Source organism: Anaerovibrio slackiae, from assembly GCF_009695585.1.
Taxonomy (GTDB): Bacteria; Bacillota; Negativicutes; order Selenomonadales; family Selenomonadaceae; genus Anaerovibrio; species Anaerovibrio slackiae.
In genome coordinates this window covers 68,066-88,432 of record NZ_VUNR01000008.1, presented here as the reverse complement: position 1 = coordinate 88,432, position 20,367 = coordinate 68,066, and the positions used below count along the sequence as shown (strand labels likewise).

General features: G+C 47.7%; 16 protein-coding genes. 1 reads left to right on the top strand and 15 read right to left on the bottom strand.

The genetic code is table 11. The features are described 5' to 3' along the window. Positions 1–12 precede the first annotated feature (12 nt). From FYJ84_RS05925 to FYJ84_RS05900, 6 genes are all read right to left on the bottom strand, one after another. Positions 13–1,302 carry an NAD(P)/FAD-dependent oxidoreductase gene (locus FYJ84_RS05925; RefSeq protein WP_154406671.1) on the bottom strand — a complete coding sequence of 430 codons (1,290 nt, stop codon included), beginning with the start codon at positions 1,300–1,302 and terminating at the stop codon, positions 13–15. 379 nt (positions 1,303–1,681) lie between these two features. Next, a complete protein-coding gene (locus FYJ84_RS05920; RefSeq protein WP_154406670.1) occupies positions 1,682–2,965 on the bottom strand; it encodes a hexokinase family protein in 1,284 nt (427 codons plus the stop codon). Continuing rightward, positions 2,955–3,428 carry a VOC family protein gene (locus FYJ84_RS05915; RefSeq protein ID WP_205764117.1) on the bottom strand — a complete coding sequence of 158 codons (474 nt, stop codon included), beginning with the start codon at positions 3,426–3,428 and terminating at the stop codon, positions 2,955–2,957. Before FYJ84_RS05915 ends, FYJ84_RS05920 begins: the two co-directional genes overlap by 11 nt. A gap of 106 nt (positions 3,429–3,534) precedes the next feature. After that, complete coding sequence (locus FYJ84_RS05910) at positions 3,535–4,851, bottom strand: McrC family protein (protein ID WP_154406668.1); 1,317 nt, start codon at positions 4,849–4,851, stop codon at positions 3,535–3,537. Next, on the bottom strand, positions 4,851–6,974 hold the full coding sequence (locus FYJ84_RS14640; RefSeq protein ID WP_235901369.1) for an AAA family ATPase: 2,124 nt from the start codon (positions 6,972–6,974) through the stop codon (positions 4,851–4,853). The genes FYJ84_RS05910 and FYJ84_RS14640 overlap by 1 nt, the downstream gene beginning before the upstream one ends. A 494-nt stretch (positions 6,975–7,468) precedes the next feature. Next, positions 7,469–7,960 carry a hypothetical protein gene (locus FYJ84_RS05900; RefSeq protein WP_154406666.1) on the bottom strand — a complete coding sequence of 164 codons (492 nt, stop codon included), beginning with the start codon at positions 7,958–7,960 and terminating at the stop codon, positions 7,469–7,471. Between the two features lie 273 nt (positions 7,961–8,233). On the opposite strand from FYJ84_RS05900, the gene bioF reads away from it, so the two are divergent. Then, positions 8,234–10,225 (top strand): 8-amino-7-oxononanoate synthase, encoded by a 1,992-nt coding sequence (bioF, locus tag FYJ84_RS05895; protein WP_154406665.1) that lies wholly within the window; start codon positions 8,234–8,236, stop codon positions 10,223–10,225. Positions 10,226–10,231: 6 nt separating this feature from the next. Here bioF and FYJ84_RS05890 read toward each other — a convergent pair whose 3' ends face one another. From FYJ84_RS05890 to FYJ84_RS05850, 9 genes are all read right to left on the bottom strand, one after another. Then, entirely contained in the window at positions 10,232–11,563 is a 1,332-nt protein-coding gene (locus FYJ84_RS05890; RefSeq protein ID WP_154406664.1) for an RNA-binding domain-containing protein, read from the bottom strand. 220 nt (positions 11,564–11,783) lie between these two features. Then, on the bottom strand, positions 11,784–12,101 hold the full coding sequence (locus tag FYJ84_RS05885; RefSeq protein WP_154406663.1) for a hypothetical protein: 318 nt from the start codon (positions 12,099–12,101) through the stop codon (positions 11,784–11,786). A 495-nt stretch (positions 12,102–12,596) separates the two neighbouring features. Beyond that, positions 12,597–13,451 carry an Rpn family recombination-promoting nuclease/putative transposase gene (locus tag FYJ84_RS05880; protein ID WP_154406662.1) on the bottom strand — a complete coding sequence of 285 codons (855 nt, stop codon included), beginning with the start codon at positions 13,449–13,451 and terminating at the stop codon, positions 12,597–12,599. 23 nt (positions 13,452–13,474) lie between these two features. Next, the gene (locus tag FYJ84_RS05875) at positions 13,475–13,645 is read right to left on the bottom strand and encodes a hypothetical protein (protein ID WP_154406661.1); all 171 of its coding nucleotides are present in this window, start codon (positions 13,643–13,645) and stop codon (positions 13,475–13,477) included. Positions 13,646–13,816: 171 nt separating this feature from the next. Beyond that, entirely contained in the window at positions 13,817–14,098 is a 282-nt protein-coding gene (locus FYJ84_RS05870) for a nucleotidyltransferase family protein (RefSeq protein WP_154406660.1), read from the bottom strand. 5 nt (positions 14,099–14,103) lie between these two features. Continuing rightward, positions 14,104–14,499, bottom strand: a complete 396-nt coding sequence (locus FYJ84_RS05865; RefSeq protein ID WP_154406659.1) for an HI0074 family nucleotidyltransferase substrate-binding subunit — start codon at positions 14,497–14,499, stop codon at positions 14,104–14,106. Positions 14,500–14,635: 136 nt separating this feature from the next. Then, positions 14,636–16,573: an ABC-F family ATP-binding cassette domain-containing protein gene (locus tag FYJ84_RS05860; protein WP_154406658.1), complete on the bottom strand. Its 1,938-nt coding sequence runs from the start codon at positions 16,571–16,573 to the stop codon at positions 14,636–14,638. Between the two features lie 80 nt (positions 16,574–16,653). Then, a complete protein-coding gene (locus tag FYJ84_RS05855) occupies positions 16,654–18,033 on the bottom strand; it encodes a hemolysin family protein (RefSeq protein ID WP_154406657.1) in 1,380 nt (459 codons plus the stop codon). 20 nt (positions 18,034–18,053) lie between these two features. Then, the gene (locus tag FYJ84_RS05850; RefSeq protein WP_328596342.1) at positions 18,054–20,282 is read right to left on the bottom strand and encodes a DNA topoisomerase III; all 2,229 of its coding nucleotides are present in this window, start codon (positions 20,280–20,282) and stop codon (positions 18,054–18,056) included. Positions 20,283–20,367 lie beyond the last annotated feature (85 nt).

The window sequence follows — 20,367 nt, the reverse complement described above, 5'->3', positions numbered from 1 at the left end:
TGATAGCCATATTTATGCCTTGGCGGCATCCATATTTTCGTCCTCATCCTCCAGCTTGATGTTGGTGATGATACGGCCCAGGCGTGTGCCGGATACAAAGTTCCAGAACCACTTGGTACCAACGGTAATATCCGCATGAGCTCCCTCAAGACGCAGGAGATGCAGGAACATCCAGATAACCCATGCCACAAAGCCGCCAATCTTCAGAAAGCCCCAGTTTACTACAGCCTGGCAGCGGCCAATGGTAGCCATGGCACCGTGGTCAACATACTCAAACTTCTTCAGGCTGCTGCTGCCATTGATCAGGGACAGAATATTTTCTACTGCACACCATGCCTCCTGCATAGCAACAGGAGCTACAGTAGCCAGCGGCCTGCCGCTCTCGGTCATGAAATGGGCATTGTCACCGATGGCGAAAATCTCAGGATAGCCAGGCACCTGCAAGGTAGGCTCTACTACCACACGGCCTGCCCTGTCGCACTCGGTACCGATGGTGGAAGCAACCTTGTTGGCCTTGACACCGGCTGCCCAGATAACGGTACGGCTTGGAATGTACCTGCCGTCCTTCAGATAGAGGCCGTCAGCATCGCAGTCGGCCACCTGGGTATTCAGCATAACCTCAACGCCCTTGGACTCAAGCACATCAATGGTGTGCTTGATCAGCTTCGGCGGCATCATAGGCAGCACCTTGTCAGTACCCTCGATGAGCTTGATGCTTACCTCGTCAAAATTCAGGTTAGGATATTCCTTTCTCTGAATCGCAACCAGCTCCGCAATAGCACCGGCTTCCTCAACACCGGTAGGGCCGCCGCCTACGCAGATAAAGGTCAGCATCTTGCGACGTACTTCCTCGTTATCAATCTGCTTGTTGGCACGCTCGAACATGTGCAGTACATGGTTTCTGATGTGCAGTGCCTCAGGAATGGACTTCATGCCGTAAGCGTACTTCTCCACATTCTCCATGCCGAAGAAGTTGTTGGTAGCACCGGCTGCTACGATCAGGTAGTCATACGCCACCTCGCCATGGTTGGTGATTACCACCTTGCGCTTGCCGTCAATCTCCTGAGCCTTTGCCATGAACAGCTCCACATTCTTGTAATCACGGAACATTGCCCTGATTGGATAAGAAATATCATCCGTGGACAGCACAGATGTTGATACCTGATAAAGCAATGGCTGGAACAGATGATAGTTTGTCCTATCAATAATGGTAACATCAACATTTTTCTTAGCCAGCTTCTTTGCTGCAGCTACGCCGCCAAAACCTGCACCGATAATAACAACATGCGGTCTCTTACCCATTTTTCACAACACTCCTATAACAATTCTTGACTATAATAGCGCATTTCTCAATTCTGCATTAGATTATAGTCATAAATATAAATTTTGGCAACCCCTTAAAGCTATAAAATTATTTTATACTAGTATAAATTTATGTTTTTTGGCGGCAACAAATTAACGCCAATTTTTGCTTATTGATTGGGGCATCATTGCTGTATTAATTCATTTTCTTACATATTGTATAGAAGTGAGTTTTTGCATAAAAACTGCCCACAGGCAAAACCGATGGCTTGTGCCTATGGGCAGAAACTTTCAGCTAACTATAGCTAACTATAGCTAATTATAGCTAATTATAGCTAATTATAGCTAATTGTAGTTACTTGCAATTAATTGCGAACTCTTACAAATCCTTGCTGGCTACAGCTGCCGCGATGGCTGCACCCAGGCCGGAGCCGTCCTTCAGAAGCATAGGAGTAACAGCAGCTGCCTCCTCCCCCAGAAGCTCGGACAGGCCCTTGTTCAGGCTTTCCTTGATATGAGGCATGTGCTCATATACGGAGCCATCGATAGCAATGTGCTGCTCAGCAATCTTGCCGGAGCCGGACAGATGCCACAGGATACCTGCGAAGCAGGCTGCCACGATGCGGGCGGAGCGGATGGCAATAGTCTCGGTCAGGTCGCGGATATATGCTGCCTCACCCGGCTGCAGCTCACCAATCTTGGCGCTGATAACCTTGGCGGCATCAGCGGCAGTAGCAGAGGTATCGGACATAATGCCGGACATGTCGATGGCGTTGAAATCAGGACGCTCAGGCAAGTCCATCACTGCCTGCACGGTAAGGCTCAGGAGCTCGCCCATGTAACGGCCGGAAACCATCTTCTCAAGGCGCTGGTTGCCAGGACGCTCGGACTCTGCATCCAGCTGGTTGTCCCACTGGCTCGGCACCAGCTTGTTAAAGCTGCCGGACTCCATGTTGATGATAGCGGCTGGACGGTCAGCAGCAGAAGTGCGCTCCATGTAGCAATTGTTGCTGCCGGTAGCGTAGATGCAGCCAATCTGGGTATCAGGATACTGATAACCAGCAGTCAGCAGCTCTGCCACGGTGTCATTGATAACAGCCACAACCTTGACATTTTCCAGTCCCTTCCTGTTGAGGGCAGCCTGCAAAAGGTCATTGACAATCTCACCCTCAACGCCAGGAATCGCAAACTCCTTGGTCCAGACAATCAGGCGGGCATTGTAAATATCGGTCTGCTTGGAAGGGAAAGAGAAGGTATGACCGAGATAGTAGGTCTTTTTCTCAGCACCAGCCAGAAGCTCGGCAAACATGTCAGCAATAAAGTCAAATACCTGCTCGGCGGAAGCGGAGCCGTTAATCAGGTTATATTCCTCCGTCACCAATGGCTTTGCCACCATCTTGACAATCTCATACTGGCAATCACCCTTGAGGCTCACCAGCTCGGCACGAAGGTTGGTGCCGCCGAAATCAAGTGCCAGGAACTCACCTTTTTCCTGACCGTTTGGCATACCGATGTAGGAGCAAAGCATTGGCATGCTTGCTTCCTCGCCCCTGAGCGCCAGCTCCATGTCAAAGCGCAGTGCACTGGCAATCTCATTCAGCTGTTCCTTGTCCAGAGTCAGCTCCTCAATAATCCCTTTTAACTTTTCCTCGTTAATCCTCATCAAACTTTCCCCTCTCTGTCATGGAAAAATGTCCCTTTGGCATGATTTCTATAATGTAGCCATCCGGGTCCTTGATAAAATAAATATTATTTGCTTCATTTTCCAGCAGCACACAGCCCATAGCCCTGTGCTCTGCCAGAGCCGACTCATAATCATCGGCCACGAAGGCAAAATGAGTAGAACCGGCATTGCCGGTATCACCGAAGGCAGCAGCAGAACCTGCTCCCGATTCATGGCCACCATCAGCCCCTGGGCGATAATTCAGCTCCAGCTCATGCTCCGAGCCTGCCTCATCCCCCAGATACACCAGTGTCACCGGACCGCACTGCACACGCCGCTTCTCATGAAGGTGCAGTGCCCTTGCATAAAAATCCAGTGACCTGGCCAGATCCCTGACCTTTATGCAGTTGTGCACCAGCCTGTACTCCATGCAAATCACCCTCAGACCAAATAATGTCGGCATTTTTATTATGCAACTTTTTGAGCATTTTGCCAATACCCCCGGCGCAAATTTTGAAATTTTGTAACATTATTGCGCAAAAAGACCAAAAATCGTAAGATATGTTGCACTAGCCCCTAGTCTCCAGCCTTTCCCTCAATCTGCTCAAGCTGTTTTCTATCTTAGCCACATCCACAAAATACACATGCACTACCGTGCCGTCACCACTATCAAACTTAATATCCAGATCATTACCAGCTCTGAACTCATCTGTCATAGGATATAAGAGCCATATATCCGAAGCATCAAACTTCTTTGAATAAGCATACATCTGATACATATCTGACTGGGAGATACCATAACTGCTTCCTGCATCACTACTCAAATGCTTCCACTTGGTGTCCATAACTATAGTTTGCGGACAGCCAGATCTCTTTTTCAGGATAATATCAGGACGCAAGGCAAATTTCTGTGGAGCTTCAAACAACCAGCATGAGGCTTCCTGAGCTGTAACCTTCCAGCCATCCCCCATTGCCTTTCTTATCTTATTTGCCACATAACGTTCATAGACAGTTTCCATGGGAAAAAGCAACGCTCTTGCTATATCTCCACCGGCAAATACAGTAAAGCTTCTGCCATACAAAAAGAATGCCGACCATTGCAGAAGGCCCTGATAATGTTTATTTGCTCTCGTTATCACGGCCTTGGCAAAATCACCTGCGTAATTCACCGATGCATGCACCATTTCAAAGTGCAACAGCAGCTGCCTGATTTCCCTGGCATTTTCTGCACTGGTGGTTATTTTCTGCAATAATTGCAGGGTTGCCTTTAACAGGGCATTCTCGGCACAATCCGGGCAAAATTCATCGTAGGCAAGATAAAATCTTTCCTTATGGGCGATATTTTCTTTTATGTGCTGGCTCACCTTCAGCTTTCCCTTGTAATAGCAGAGATTTCCTTCCTCTGCCACATAGCCGGATTTTATGCCATACCTGACCAGCTGGCGCACATCATGTATATACATGCTGATAAATAGCTCAAAAATACTCATGCGCTCCACCTTCAAAGAGGCACTGCTAAATACCTTGCTGGGAAAATCTTTCATGCTGCAAAGCATCTTCATGAATATTTTTTTCGTGCACCGGTAGCCCGTATCGTCCCCATCTCCAAAGCTAATCTTTGGATAAACCTGCAACTGCAAAGTATTATCAACCTGAATCAGCCCCACATAATTTTTAACCCTGACAATCTGCCCAACATGACGGCTATATCCCAGCTGCAAAAAATTCAATACATCACTGCTATCTTCTTCGCCTGAAAAATTCTGCACAAATCGCACCAACTTGGCAAACTGCGCTGGCGGCAAATATCTGTAACTTGTATCATCCTTACGTTCTGCACTGCTTGCGATGATATCAAATTCCCTTACCTCAAACAGATTATTCATTATTCCACCGCTTCTATAATCTCTAAATAGCTATTTTCATTTGAAAAAGCATTTTTATTGATACGATAAATTTTATCAGGTATATCCAAATCATCTACATTGCCCCGAAATACATTATCATCCTTTTTTAATTCATCTGCTATGATAAACTTATACTTATCCGAGCTTTTTGCATTATCCCCAAGCACCAGCTGTATTTTGTGATAATCCTCATAAAAATATTCCTGCAGTAACGGTATAATTGATTTTTCAAATATCCGCCCAAAATTCTCTATAGTGGCATTATCACCGCGCAAGCCCGTAAAGAAAGCATGACCTATGGTGTGTTCCCGATCAAACAAATAGGTTATCCGCTTATTGATGGTTTTCAAAACGGCAGGTATGTCGATGTTCCCCACCTTAATACCCTCCAATATCTTTGGTTCAGGCAGCATTTCTATAAACCTGAACCTTCTCCGCAGGGCAGTATCCATCATAGCTATAGAACGGTCTGCCGTGTTCATAGTGCCCACAATATAGACATTGGCAGGTACACTAAACGATTCGTCTGAATATGGCAGGGAAACCGATAAAGCCTCCTTCATGCCTGCCCGTTTCGTATCTTCCAGCAGGGTTATCAATTCACCGAAAATCTTGGAAATATTTCCCCTGTTAATTTCGTCAATAATAAATACATAGGGCTTGGTATTATCCTTTGCCACTACATCAGAAAGCCCGCTATTTCTATCTTTAGCCATATCAATCAGGTCTTTTACCTTGACATTAGGCACACGGGCACAGGTCATCCTGTGCAGCACTTTTCCTGCATTGATAGACGTTATATCCTCATGCAATCCTTTGACAAGCCATTCAACATTTCTAGTAGTGGTATCTTCGTCAACGCCCTCCTTTTTATATGCCTCACTGGTGACTACAGCTATGCCATGTATATAAGTTCTAGATTTATCTGTTGTAAGGATTATATCACCTATATTTATATCATTCACAAAGCCTGAAGCGTACTGCGCATCCATCTCCCAGTCAATGCGCACATAATTATTCTCATAGCAATCCTGCAAAACATTGTCCCGAATAGTGGCTTTCCATACGGAAGCATCCTTTGCTATTCCGAAGTTATTTGCCGCTACTTCGCTCTTGGACGCTTCACTGCAAAATCGCTTAAAAATTCCTGGCACAACCTTGTAAGAAAGCTCATTGCCCCCTTCATCCATCACCGGCCTAATCCCCTCAATAAAGTCCTCATAGCCATAGGACTGATGGAAGGTAATAAATTCTACCCTGCCTTCCGCTTTCAGCTCATTATATCGCTTCATCACATCATCATAATTCGCCAAATCTTCTACAGCTTCGCCATCACAAATCGCTACAGCATAAGCTGCCGTTTTATATGTCTTACCTGTTCCCGGAGGGCCGTAAAGAATTATATTCTTATCATATTCAGACTGGTTCATAATTTTAATCTCCTCAAAAAAATTTTCCTTATCCAACAAAATTATCGCATCCCTTACAGACTGCCTCAATTTATATACAAATTTCCCAGATTCATTCTCCATGGCATCCCTGCCCTGAAATAAAATCGGCCAATACGCCAGCTCCCCGTTCTTTCTTTTTCTTTGACGCGCATACAGATCACAACCAGTCTCATACTGCACCACCTTGCAGATACGAATTGCATTGCTATTATAATGGCTTGCCGTATTGCCATATTTTTCTTCCAATTGCTTGCAGGAGCCTATTCCACCCATTTTGTATAAATAATACAACGTATCAAGCTTGTTGGCTTCAAGAGTCCTGAAAATATCCGCATATTCCTCCGAAGAAATGCCAGGATTATATTCAGCCTCAGGAGGCCAGAATTCATTATCCAGCATAGCCTGCCACTGCTCACGCAATTTGCCCAAAACCTCCTGCCTAATTTCTATACCAGAAGCTTTAGGACTCCAATCCTGCTGTGGAAACTCCATTTTTAACTTATTCTGCGGCAAAAAATCATAGCCCGAATCAAAATCCTGAATACGGTCAAACTCCACATCTATACGACTTTCACCAGCCTTGTCATAAAAAGGCTCCCTGCATACATAGCCATGTGCCACAATGCCACGCGGTTGCTTACCCGTCCGCATAACAAACACATCATCTCCCAACTGGGGATGCGTGTTACTGCATCTCCAATCCTGCCTATATACAGAACCATCCTTTGTTCCATTGCACCACCTGTTATATCCTTTTCCAAAATAACGCGGATTAAGAGTAAGTAACCAGCCACGCCTTTGTCCCTCATTTTCAGGCATATTATCCGACATATCATATCCCACCTTTTTTATCCATCTACTATCCGGTTGAATACTTCTACATAAATCATAAAAATCCTGCCTAATGGAAGAAAATATCCCAAATAGCTAATTTCATTGAATAACGCCCATTTGGTGCTATAATATATCTATAAAGTTAACGTTAGCAACCTGGTAATATGTCAACAGGTTGCTAAACGAAGCCGGGCATGCTCTAATTTCAGTTTTTGACGACATAAAAAACTGGGCAGAGGATTATTTGCACGAATCCAATGCCCATTAATTATATGCCCTAGATAACAATTCAGCCCAATAAAAAACTAAATTTACTGCACAATTGCATGCCGTGACTGGCTGATGCGCTGCAGCAGCTTTACCATAAATGGTGCTGTAATGAAGGTAAACACCATACCTGGCAGGGCAGCTGCCACCAGTGCCCATACCCCTTTGCCCAATACCAGGCCAAGGGTAATCCTGGCTGTAAAGGTGCCAATCGGGCCAGCCAGGGCAATGGACCAATAATGCTTGCCGCACAGCACATATACCAGCCCCACCATCAAACGAAATTGCATGGCAATCGCCACATTAAATAAATTATGAGTGCCCAGTGCCAGGCTGATAGCACTGGATAAAATTCCCACCAAAATATATTTCTTGAACCCAAAAACGAAGCAAATAGCCACAGCCAAAGGTGCCGAAATCTGAAATTCCAGCCCCGGCAGCAGGCTTGGCAGCTTGATTGCCCCGGCTACTGTCAAAAGAGCTGCCAGCATGGCAATATCCGTAATATCTGACGATTTTAAAAATGGTTTCTTCATAACATAAACTCCTCTCCAACCAATTGAATAGCAATATTCCTCTATTATCGTTTGACAAATGCGTTAACTAAAGCATAATATTTTGGTTAACCATTGTCAACTTGTTATTTTATTTCAGTTGACAATTTGCTCAAAAATACCTATCATAAGTATATGAAATACACCTACAGATAGTGGCAAATCATCATACAATTGATTATTGCGACACAAAGCAACAAAAGCAAAAGCAAAAGCAGGAACATAATAAGAGAAACAATAAAGAGGGGAATTGCCATGTCAATTTACAGCTTGAAAATGCGTGCCAGCAGGCACGAAAACGGTACACAGGAGCATGTTTCGGGCGCAGAAAAAATACTGAGGGCTTCCGAGCTGACTGCACAGATGGATGCCCTGCTGCAAAGAGCCCTGCACCATGCCAAAGGCAAGGCTGATTTTATCAATCTGAAAATCGAAGAAATCCAGCCGGATGACCTGCAATACATTGACGCCCTGCCGGTGTCCACCTATGAGGCAACCACCGCAGACGAGGGAAGAAAAGCCATGGCAGAGGGACTGACAGAAGTTGGCATCTCCCCGGAAAAAGCCGAAAAAATCATGTCCATGTTCAAGGATACCTACAGCATGCGGGGTGCCATGCTACTGGATGCAGATATCCTGGAACGGCTGGAACCTGACCATGCACGGGGCATCCGCGCCACCTACATGGATGCAGAGCATTCTGCCAGCCGCAGCGCCTCCGACTGCAAAAATCATTTTCAGGAAGCCATCGTCCTTGCCAGCAAGGTTATTTCCGCGCCTCATATTATCGCCGAGCTTTGCATGTCAGATGACCCGGACTATGTAACAGGCTATATCGCCACCCGCAGCAAGGGATATATGAGGATTACCAAGTTAAAGCCTATGGGCTGCCCTGACGGGGGACGGATTTTCCTGTACCGGGGGCCTCGCGAGGAGGTAGCAGAATGCATCCGCTACCTGCAACAGCAGCATGTACTGGTGCGAAATGTGCCAGAAAAGCCGGTGCTGTCATCCATTCCAAGCTATGCCACATCACATCCCGAAGAAAATATAAAAAAGGGCACATTAAAAGAAAACAGCCCCAAAAATCCCTGGCAGGTATACGCAGATATTCTGGCAGAGAAAAAAAATCGCCATCTTTACCGCACCACCACGGAAATTTCCTCCGCCCAGGCAGCACACGTTACCTGCAACAGCCAGGAGCAGTTGATGCTGGCCTCCAATGATTACCTTGGGCTCATCGACCATCCAGATGTCATAGCCGCTGCCCAAAATGCCGCAGCAATCTACGGCACAGGCTCCGGCGGCTCCCGTCTGACCACCGGCACCCTGCCTCTGCACAACCAGCTGGAACGGGATCTGGCACACTTCAAAGGAACCGAAGCGGCCATTATCTTTAATACTGGCTATATGGCAAATGTGGGCATTATCTCCGCCATGGGCATCAAGGACAGCATTATTTTCAGCGATGAAAAGAACCATGCCAGCATCATTGATGGCTGCCGCCTGAGCCATGCCAAAACCGTGATTTACGCACACAATGATATGGCAGACTTAGAAGCAAAGCTACAGGAATATGCCGACTGCCAGGGCCTGATTGTCACCGATGCCGTGTTCAGCATGGACGGGGATATTGCCAACCTGCCCCGCATCATGGAGCTGGCAAAAACATATCATGTGCTGACTATGGTGGACGAGGCGCACTCCACCGGGGTTCTCGGCAGAACAGGCCGGGGCATCACGGAGCATTTCGGCTTGGCAGAAATGCCTGACATTCTCATGGGCACCATGTCCAAAGCCCTTGCCGCAGAAGGCGGCTATGCCTGCGGCAGCCAGTTGCTGATTGATTATCTCAGAAATACGGCCCGCAGCTACATTTTTTCCACCAGCCTGGCACCAGCGGTACTTGCCGCCGCCAAGCAGGCACTGCAGCTTCTGACGGAGCAGCCGGAGATGGCACAGGCACTACAGCAAAATACCCGCATTTTCTGCCAGGAGCTGCAGACACATGGCATCGAGGCAGATAGCGAAACCGCCATTGTGCCTATTATCCTCCACGATGAAGAACTGGCACTCAAGGCCGCCGCTGCCCTGCGCCAGAAAAACATCTATATCTCCGCCATCCGCTACCCGACCGTGGCAAAAAATCATGCCATGCTCCGGGCAGCCCTCATGGCAACCCATACGGAGGACGAGCTGCGCCATGCCGCCAAAACTATTGCAGCTACCATCAAGGAACTGAAATAGCATCCCTTATTTGATATACCGCGTTGACTTGCCACGCCCCACACGCTTTATCAGCCCATTTTCGCTCATATACTTCAGCAGACGGATAGCACTGGCCTGACTGATGCCCAGCTGCTGCTCAACCTCGCTCCTGACAATCGTCCCCCGTGCAGCCAGCATGTTCATAACTGTTGTTTCCGGCTTATCCATAGCCGAGTACAGCATGCTTATACCAGCAGAGTTTTCACAGACTGTTTCACCTGCCATTGCAGAGGAAGATGTATTTGGCAAAATGATTTTGAATGCGTTGCCCGTAACCTGAAATTGCGGCTTGCGTTCAGCCTTATCGTAGGCTTGCATGATTTTCCTCAGCCCCGTGCCATAAGCCTCAATCAGGTCAAGGCGATAAAATATAGCAGCCAGCTTGGGATTGCGGCATACAGACAACCCCAGCAATACATCCTCCAATTCAATACCATCCACCAGTCCGCCTACAGATACAAACTCAATCCTGTCTTCAAAAATACTTACCAGCGTGCTGGCACTAAAGGCATAATCCCTGTGTACACAGCAATTCAGCAGTGCTTCCCGCAGGGCCTCCTCCGGATAGTCCCTTGTATCAATGCGATACAGCCCCTGAAAAGATGAACGATTTTTGTTGTGCATATCAATGTAGGCATAAGCCTTCTCCAGCTGGGTAAAGAGAGAGCCGCTGCACTCCCGCCTGTCCTGAAACTCCAATCTGCCTGAGCCTGCAAAAGTCGCCAGCTTGATAGACACCGTACACTGGTCAGAAAGCAGATACGCCGCATTGGTAAAAATATTCTCCTGAGTAAGCATGCCCAACGTTTTCATTTGGGCATGCCCCAATTCCATACCATGCCTGGCAAATTCTTTTTCTGCGCAGGTAAAAGTCAGCTCCTGCTCCAAGGAACGCATGGCTTCATAGCTATCGCCATCTGACTCCTTTATCATTTGCCGTATGGCGCTGTCAGTAGCCGGATCAGTAGATGTACCATGCCTTACATATACACCGCTTGGCTTCAGCCCTTTACTGCCTAGATAATACGGTCTGTTTGTCCCTCTTTGCACACCAATCCTGATTACCTGCCTGCCATCCATATCCTCCACATCATAACTGACAAACATGGTCACATCTGGCTTGACGGCATCCCTTACCATATTATTAACCTGCAGCATCACTGCATCTGCATCATGAACCCCAATTATATCACCATCATCTGCTATGCCTATGTATATCGTTCCTCCCTTTGTATTCGCCAAAGCAATAACTTCTTTGCAAATATCAGGAACTACTTCTCTTTTTAATTCCACAGTATCACTTTCCCGTAATGGCATCCACATCTCCCCCTCTCAGGCTTGGATTGGTAAAAATTGCACGGTTATAACCATAATAATCTTTTCTAATCTAATTATAATCTTTCTAATTAAGAAGTGCAATAAACATTCTAAAAAATATAATATCTATGTATAGAAACAATTTGTTCCGTAAACTCCATGAAAAATGCAGCCTGCGCGAAAGCACGGCTGCATTTTTCAAATTTATTTTTTTACAAGTTTACTGGTTTTTACCTGTTTCATTCTCCAAATCCGATATAGCTTCGACCAGCCCATCGTCTTTCTCTAACACATATTCACCTATTTCCTCATCCGTATCAGCATCCTCATCATGCAGGTATTGCCCCTGATTTTCAGCAGCGGATACCGCATCATCCATATCCACATCCCAAAAATCCGCTACAGCTTCCCCCGGAGGAAACACAACTCCTGCCTGACGTGCCTTGACCGCAGTATCAATCGCCGCACTGGAAACACCCACTACAGCATCAGCCACCACATCCAAGGTATCATCAAAAAAATCCTCAAACCAGCCCATAATAATCCGCCTCCCATGTATATAGTGAACTAAAAATAATTTTTATAGGTACATTATATACAGGCAGAAGTACATATTATGTCTCTCTGATAAATTATGGTAGTGTCAAAAACTACCCGTTTTTATAATTCAAAAATACCTCAAAACATTGATTTATTGAAAGTTTGCAAATAAAAAGAGCATTGACCTCCAAAATGAAGTATAATGGGTTCACCACAAACCATTACCATCAAAGGAGACAATGCTCGTGGATATTATACTCTATTTACTCCAGATTATTCAATACCAACATAAACAGCGAAAATCCTGCTATTCAAATAAAATTTACACAATTTAAGCATTTATCATATTGAATTCACATTTATTTTGATAAACAGTTTCATACAACATAGTATAATACACACTACCACAGACACATTATGTCCTTTTACTACAAAACAAAAGCACCTACGCTATTATTACAATAACGCAAGTGCTAAAAATAACATTTATTTTTTAGATGGTTGCACCAGCTGCAGCCTTTTTAAATTCTTCCAAGCTGATGCCAGCCTCATCCGCCGCTTCCTGCTCAGTGAGCCTGCCCTTTTTCCACAACGAAACTGCCATTTTCAGCAGTCCCTCAATTCTGCCCTCGGCTCTGCCCTCGGCTCTGCCCTCAATTCTGCCCTCGGCTCTGCCCATAGCCATGCCCTGTGCCATACCTTCAGCCTTATATTTCTCAATAATTTCACACATTGCGCTCACTCCTTCCTCAGTGTGCTTGAACAAACGCTTGCGACTGGAAGTCGCAGGAAACTTGACGTCATCATATACTTCATCCTTAGTGAAGATTTCCATCAACTTTGCCACATCAGAATTATCATTAACCTCTGCATTGATATAAATCTCAGAAAAGCCATTATACGCCAGCTCTCCTGTTTCACGAATCACCCGGTCTACATGATACAGGGCTTTACCGGATTTGAAAACATCAAACTTGGATATAAAGATAATTATTACATCAGGCACATCCTTAAATTTATCCCCGGGCTCAGTAATGTTGGTGGTCACGAGGGAACCATTATACCGCACCCGGCGCTGATGGTCATCATCATCCGCTTTCTGAACCTCTATATTGACGATGCGGCCATCACTCAGCAGGCACCTGACATCCAGTATACAAGAACGCCCCTGCATATTCTTTAATGAAAACTGCGGAACATTTTCGAGCACCTGCAAAGCCTTATCAGACAATATCACCTGCAAAATTTCCTGGGGAAACGCCACATCCTCCGCCATTTTCTGAAACATGGCATCATCCATCGGATTAAGGCGCATGGCATCTTCGCGAATTCTGGCCTTATAACTCATACTCAGCACCACCATTTTTCTTTTTATACAACGATACCAGATGTGGCAGCTTTTTTAAATTCTTCCAAGCTGATACCGGCCTCATCCGCCGCTTCCTGCTCAGTGAGCTTGCCTTTTTTCCACAGCGAAACAGCCATTTTCAAAAGTCCCTCAATTCTGCCCTCAGCTTTATATTTCTCGATAATTTCGCACATTACACCATCACCATCCCAGTATGCCCAACAAAACTATTGCAACATATCTTCTAACAAAATCTTACCACAAATGATGCTTTTTTGCAAAATATTTTAGAACCTATATACTTATCACAAATCATCTGACGTACCTAATAAATAAGTAGACACCGACTAATCTATTGCCCTTCATCACCGACTGTACAAAACTACGCCATCCCTGGCAATTTCCTCCAGCAGTTCAGGCTGGACAGCCCAATCAAGATTTACTACATCAAACATCAGCAGAGTAGGAATTTCTTCATCCACATCAAGGGAAAAGCAGGTTATATTGCCGCCACGCACTGCCAAATCCACATCACTGCGGGGCTTGTTGTCACCTCTTGCCCGGGAGCCAAACAGAATTACCTCGTCAATATCATATTTTTTTGCCAGGTCAACAATCCCCAGGCGCACTTTTTCCGGCAAATCCATTTATATCACACCCAATTTTCTTCTATTTCCCGTTTTAACACCTCAAACATAGCAATAAATTTTGACTTGCTGTCTGCAATAATTCCCAAGGCAATCTGTTCATTATAAGAATGAGCTACATTGTTACGTGCCTGCAGCGCATCCAGCCAAAGCTGCTCATCAGCCAGCATATTCACCTGATATGCCAGTTTAATAACAGCCCTTGGTGAATCCAGCTTCTGCTCTGCATAACCTGAAAACTCCAGCCTGTCCTTCATGGCCTTCCATGCCTGCTCAAAACATATTCCATACAGGGCAACCATGCCAGTTTCCGTAACAGTATCATAAGGCGGTTCCTGTGCCTCAATTTCCCTGAGATTTGCCAGTGCCTTATAAAAGTTCAGCACTTTCTTCGACTCCATGTCCGTCCCCCCATTCATTTTGACACTTCACATTTCTTCCACAGCTGATTTTTACCTGCCGCATTTTTTTGCCAGCTATTTTTTCCCCTAAACTGCAATAACAAATTGGACATTTTTTGCCAGCTACTTTTGCATATCACCCTTCTTCCGCCTTTTCCTCCAGATATGCCCAGCGTTCCATCAGCTTTTCCAGTTCGGCAGAAACCCTGGTTTCCTCCCTGGTCAGCTCGCTGATTTTGCTATAATCTGCCGCATATAATTCCATCTGGTAGTGGATGCCCTTCAGCTCCCCTTCCTTGCTGGCAATAATCGCCTCAATCTCGCCATATTCACGCTTCTCAGACATGGTAAGCCCTTTTTTCTGGGTCTTTTCCTTCTGGGCAGGCTTCTTCTCAGCAGAAGCTGCCATATCTGTGCCCTGCTGTTTTTTATTGCCCGGACTGTTCAAAGCGGCTTTAGCAGCCGCTTTTTCCTCTGCCTCAGCCCTCGCCTTGTAATCACTATAGCCGCCCACATAAAAATTGATTTTGCCAAAGTCATTTTTGTCATAGACAAAAACCTTTTTTGCCATGCGGTCAGTAAAGAAGCGGTCATGGGACACAAAAATTATCGCCCCGTTGAAATCCTCAATAAAATTCTCCAGGATACCCATGGTTTCCAAATCCAAATCATTGGTAGGCTCATCAAGAAGCAGCACGTTAGGAGCCTCCATCAGCACCCGCAAAAGGTAAAGACGGCGCTTTTCACCGCCTGACAGGCGGGCAACCTCCGTATACTGCAAATCCGGCGGAAACAAAAAACGCTCCATCAGCTGCCCTGCGGACAGCTTAGTGCCATCCGCCATGGTAATATAATGGGCCGCTTCCTGAATATACTCCTTGGCACGCAGCCTGCCGTCCATCTCTGCATTGGTCTGGGCAAAATAGCCAATCTTCACGGTCTGGCCGATATCCACGCTGCCGCTGGTAGGCTGCAGCCGCCCGGCAATAATATTCAGCAGGGTGGACTTGCCAGTGCCATTGCCGCCCAAAATGCCGATGCGGTCATTCCTCAGCACAGTATAGGTCAAATCCCTGATATATGTTTTGCCTTCCCATTCATAGCCCACATGGTCAAGCTCAATAATCTTCCGCCCCAGGCGGCTCCCGGCAAGGCCGATTTCCACCTTGTTCCGCTCCAAATCCACCTTCTGGTCCCTGACCTGCTCATAACGCTGAATGCGGGCCTTCTGCTTGGTAGACCGTGCCTGGGCGCCCCGGCGAATCCATGCCAGCTCATTCCTGAGGAAATTCTGCCGCTTCCGCTCCCCGGCTTCCTCACGTTCAATCCGCGCCGCCTTCAGCTCCAAAAACTCGGAATAATTCCCCTGATAGCTATATGTCCTGCCCTTGTCAAATTCCAATATGCCGCTGGCCACCCTGTCCAAAAAATAACGGTCATGAGTAACCATCAGCAGTGAGCCCTTCCAACTGGCCAGGTATTCCTCCAGCCAGCCGATAGTCTCGCTGTCCAGATGGTTGGTAGGCTCATCAAGAAGCAGCAAATCGCAGGGCTGGATAAGTGCCGTAGCCAGTGCCAGCCGTTTCTGCTGTCCGGAGGAAAGACTCTCCACCTTCGCCTCAAAATCCGTTATGCCCAGATGGGTGAGGATGCTCTTGGCCTCGCTCTCCATGCTCCAGCCATTCAGGGCATCAATCTGCCCCGATGCCTTCACCAGAAGCTTCTGCACCTCCTCCGAGGTGTCCCCTGCCTCACTTTTTGCCAGCGCAGACTCATAATTCCGCAGTGCCTGCATCAGGGGGCTGTCATCCTTGAATGCCTCCATCAGCACCGTATTGCCAGCCTCAAACTCCTTGGACTGCTCCAAGAAGCTGATGCGCAGGTTGCGCATAGTCACCATGCTGCCGGTATCCGCCGCCAGCCTTCCTGCCACAGTCCGCAGGAAAGTGGACTTGCCGGTGCCGTTGATGCCCACAATACCGATTTTGTCCCCTTCGTTGATATTGAGATTTACATGACTAAAAAGGGCTTTCTCGCCATAGCTTTTGCCCAAATCCTCCACTGTCAGAACCATTGCCCCTGCCCCCGCTATAATTTACTAAAATTTACTATAATTTCTATTTTCCGCCTTCATGCAATAACGCATAATTTATTTTACTGCTTTGCTGCATTTTCATCCTTTTGGCCGTTTTCCGTCATATCCACAATTTCGTCATGCTCCTCTGCCAAAGGCTTCGGCAGCTTCGCCAAAATTCTGGTAATGCGCAAATTGTCCATTTCCTCCACGAAGAAATCCCTGCCGTTCCAGCTGGCCTTCATGCCGATGCTTGGCGGTGACTGGACGTTGTTGTAGAGCCAGCCGCCTATGGTATCGATATTATCCGCCTCGATATCCATCTCCAGAATATCGCAGACTTCCTCCAGCAGCAGCTTGGCATCAATGGAGTACAGGCACTCATCCCGCTTTTCCGCCAGCGGCCTCTCCTGGTCAAACTCATCCTGAATCTCACCCACGATTTCCTCAATAATATCCTCAATGGTCACCATGCCAGCCGTACCGCCATACTCATCCACCACAATAGCCAGCTGGGAGCGGTCACGCTGCATCATCTTCAAAAGCATGCTGATTTTCATGGTCTCCGGCACAATCAGTGCCTTCCGCACCAGCTGCCTGAGCCTTGGGCGGCGTCTCTTGTACAGATAGCCCATCAAATCCTTGATGTGCAAAAAGCCGATAATATCGTCCTTGTCCTCACGGCACACAGGATAGCGGGTCATGTGCTCAGACACTGCCACCTGAATATTCTCATCGAAGGAATCCTCCGTATACAGGCACACCATGTCGGTACGGGGTATCATGATTTCACGCACATTCCTGTCGGCAAAATCAAAGACATTGTCCACAAAATCCAGCTCCGTCTTGTCAATATAGCCCTTCTTGTGGCTTTCCTCCATGAGGATGCGGATTTCTTCCTCCGTGTGGGCAGGATTTTCGCTTTCCGTTTCCACCGGAATCCCCAGCTTTTCTGCCGTATAATTGGCCACATGGTTCAAAAACCACACAAAAGGATACATCACCTTCTGAAAGAGCAGCATAGGCACGGCAATATTCAGCGTCACCGCCTCCGCCTTCTGGATAGCCAGATTTTTCGGAATCAGCTCGCCGCAGATAATATGCATTGCCGTAATCAGCCCGAAAGCGATGGCAAAGGAAATGGTAGTAGCCAGGGCGCCACTCAGCCCGAAATACACAAATACCGGCTCCAGCACATGACTGACCGTAGGCTCGCCCAGCCAGCCAAGGCCAAGGGATGCCAATGTAATACCCAGCTGGGTGACGGACAGGGACACATCCAGATGGTCAGTGAGCTTTTTGGCGTACACCGCCCGGTTATTGCCCTCATTTATCATGGTTTCCAGGCGGGAGCTGCGGATTTTCACCACTGCAAATTCTGCTGCCACGAAAAACCCATTCATCAGCACCAGTAAAACTACCAATATCAGCTTGATGATAATCGTCGTAATATCGTCCAAATCTTACTTCTACCTCCACACTAACGCAAAAATTCTCTGGAAAAAGCTTCCATTTCCTCATCACTCATATAAGGATTGCCCAAATCAAAATCATCAGAAGCAGCATCAACAAGGTTAGCAGAATTAGCTGCATAGCTTCCATAAGCTCCCTGCCGCCTCCTGGTGCCCTCAAAGTCAGGCTTGCCCTCCTTGTCATCACAGCTCATACGGCAGCGGGGATAATTGCTGCAGCCCCAGAAATCGCCATTTCTGCCATGACGCTTCTTCATAACGCCAATATTGCAACGAGGACAGCGTATCTGCCCCTCGGCCGCCAGGCTGGTGCCATTCGCCTTTTGGCACAGGCTAGTGGTAAAGTCCACCTGGGATTGCAGAAACTCGTCAAGAGAGCCCTCCCCCTCTGCCATTGAGTGCAGCCTGTCCTCCCAGATTGCCGTAAAATCCGGATAGGCCAGCTCCTCCGGCATGGCATCAATCAGCATATAGGCCGACTTGGCAGGCTGAAGATACTTCTTCTTGCCCATTTCCGTCAGCAGCTTCCGCTTGTGAATCAGCTCATCCAGGATAGTTGCCCGGGTAGCCTCCGTGCCTATGCCGTATACCGCCTTCAGCTGCTTCTTGGCCTCCGGGTTCTGCACGAATTTATGAATATCCTTCATGGCAGCAATCAATGTCGCCTGGGTAAAACGGCTTGGCGGCTTGGTAACACTCTGCCCCAGCTCGCCGGACAAATACTGCACGCCGTCATTTTTCTTCATGGGCGGCAGGGCATTGCCATCGGCACCATTGTCACCATTCTCGCCGTTATCATTATTTTCGCTATTCTCGTTATTGTCATCATCACTGCCATCGGCATTATCCGTGCCGCCAGCATTATTTGCATCCCCGGCTTTTTTCTTATAGGTATAAAGAGCCTTCCAGCCCAAATCAATCTCCGTCCTGCCGCTGGCAGCAAACAGCTCATCCTTGTAGGTCACCTCCACCTTGGTCTGATAGTAGGTGTGGACAGGATAAAACTGCGCCAGATACGCCTGGGCAATCAAAAAATAAATATTGCGCTCCACAATGCTCAGCTTCGTCAAATCCGCCCTGACACGGGTGGGGATAATGGCGTGATGAGCCGAAATCTTCTTGTCGTTCCAGGCACGGCTTTTTATTCTGCTATCCGCCCCTGCCGCCCAGGCAGCCAGCTGCTCATGAGCCAGCCCCTGCAAATTTTGCAGGATAACTGCGCTATCCTTAAACTGATTTGTCGGCAGGTATTCACAGTCGGAACGTGGATAGGTGGTCAGCTTCTGCTCGTAGAGCTTCTGAGCCGTGTCCAGCACCTGCTGAGGCTCATAGCCAAACCGCCTGCCTGCCAGCACCTGCAAGGACGACAGTGAAAATGGCAGCCGCTGTGGCTCCTGCTTCTTTGCCTTGGTGTAGCCGGAAATCACGCCATCATTGGGGCTCTCAGAAAACTCTGCCAGCTTCGCCTCGGCAATCTTCTTATCAATCAGCCTGCCCTCCGGGTCCAGGCCTGCCTGAATATCCTTTGGCTTCCACTGGGCAGAGAACTGCCCGTTGGCATGCTGAAAAAGCCCCTTGATGGTGTAATAATCCTGGGGCTTGAAATTCTCTATCTCCCGCTCCCGGCGCACTACCAGCGCCAGCGTCGGGGTCTTGACGCGCCCCACCGGCAGCACCAGATTGCGGTGGCCTGACCGCTGGGCAGCCAGGGTATAGGCCCGGGACAGATTCATGCCAATCAGCCAGTCAGCCCTTGCCCTTGCCAGTGCCGACTGCCTGAGATTGAAAAACTCCCCATTCTGCCGCAAATTGCTGATTGCCTCCTTGATGCTCTTTTCATCCAGGGCATTCAGGAGGATGCGCCGCACCGGCTTGTCACAGCCCACGTATTCCAGCACCTCATCCACCAGCAGCTGCCCCTCCCGGTCCGGGTCCCCGGCATGGACGATTTCATCAGCCTGGCTGATGAGCTGCCGCACCACGGCAAACTGCTTGGCACTGCTCTCCGATACCAGAAGCTGCCACTTCTTAGGCACGATGGGCAAATCCTCCGCCCGCCAGATTTTGTATTTTGCATCGTATTCCTGTGGCTCCGCCTGCCTCAGCACATGGCCAAAAAGCCACGTCACCGTGCCTGCCGCCGTCTCGATAAACCCATTGCCCTTCCGCTGAGGCCCCGGCAGATTTGCCGCAATCTCACGCCCCATGCTGGGCTTTTCCGCTATAAATAAACGCACCTTGCATTATCTCCCGTTACTATTTTTATTCTACATCAATGATACCTGTTTTGCAGTCATATTGCAAATGAGTATACCCACTTGC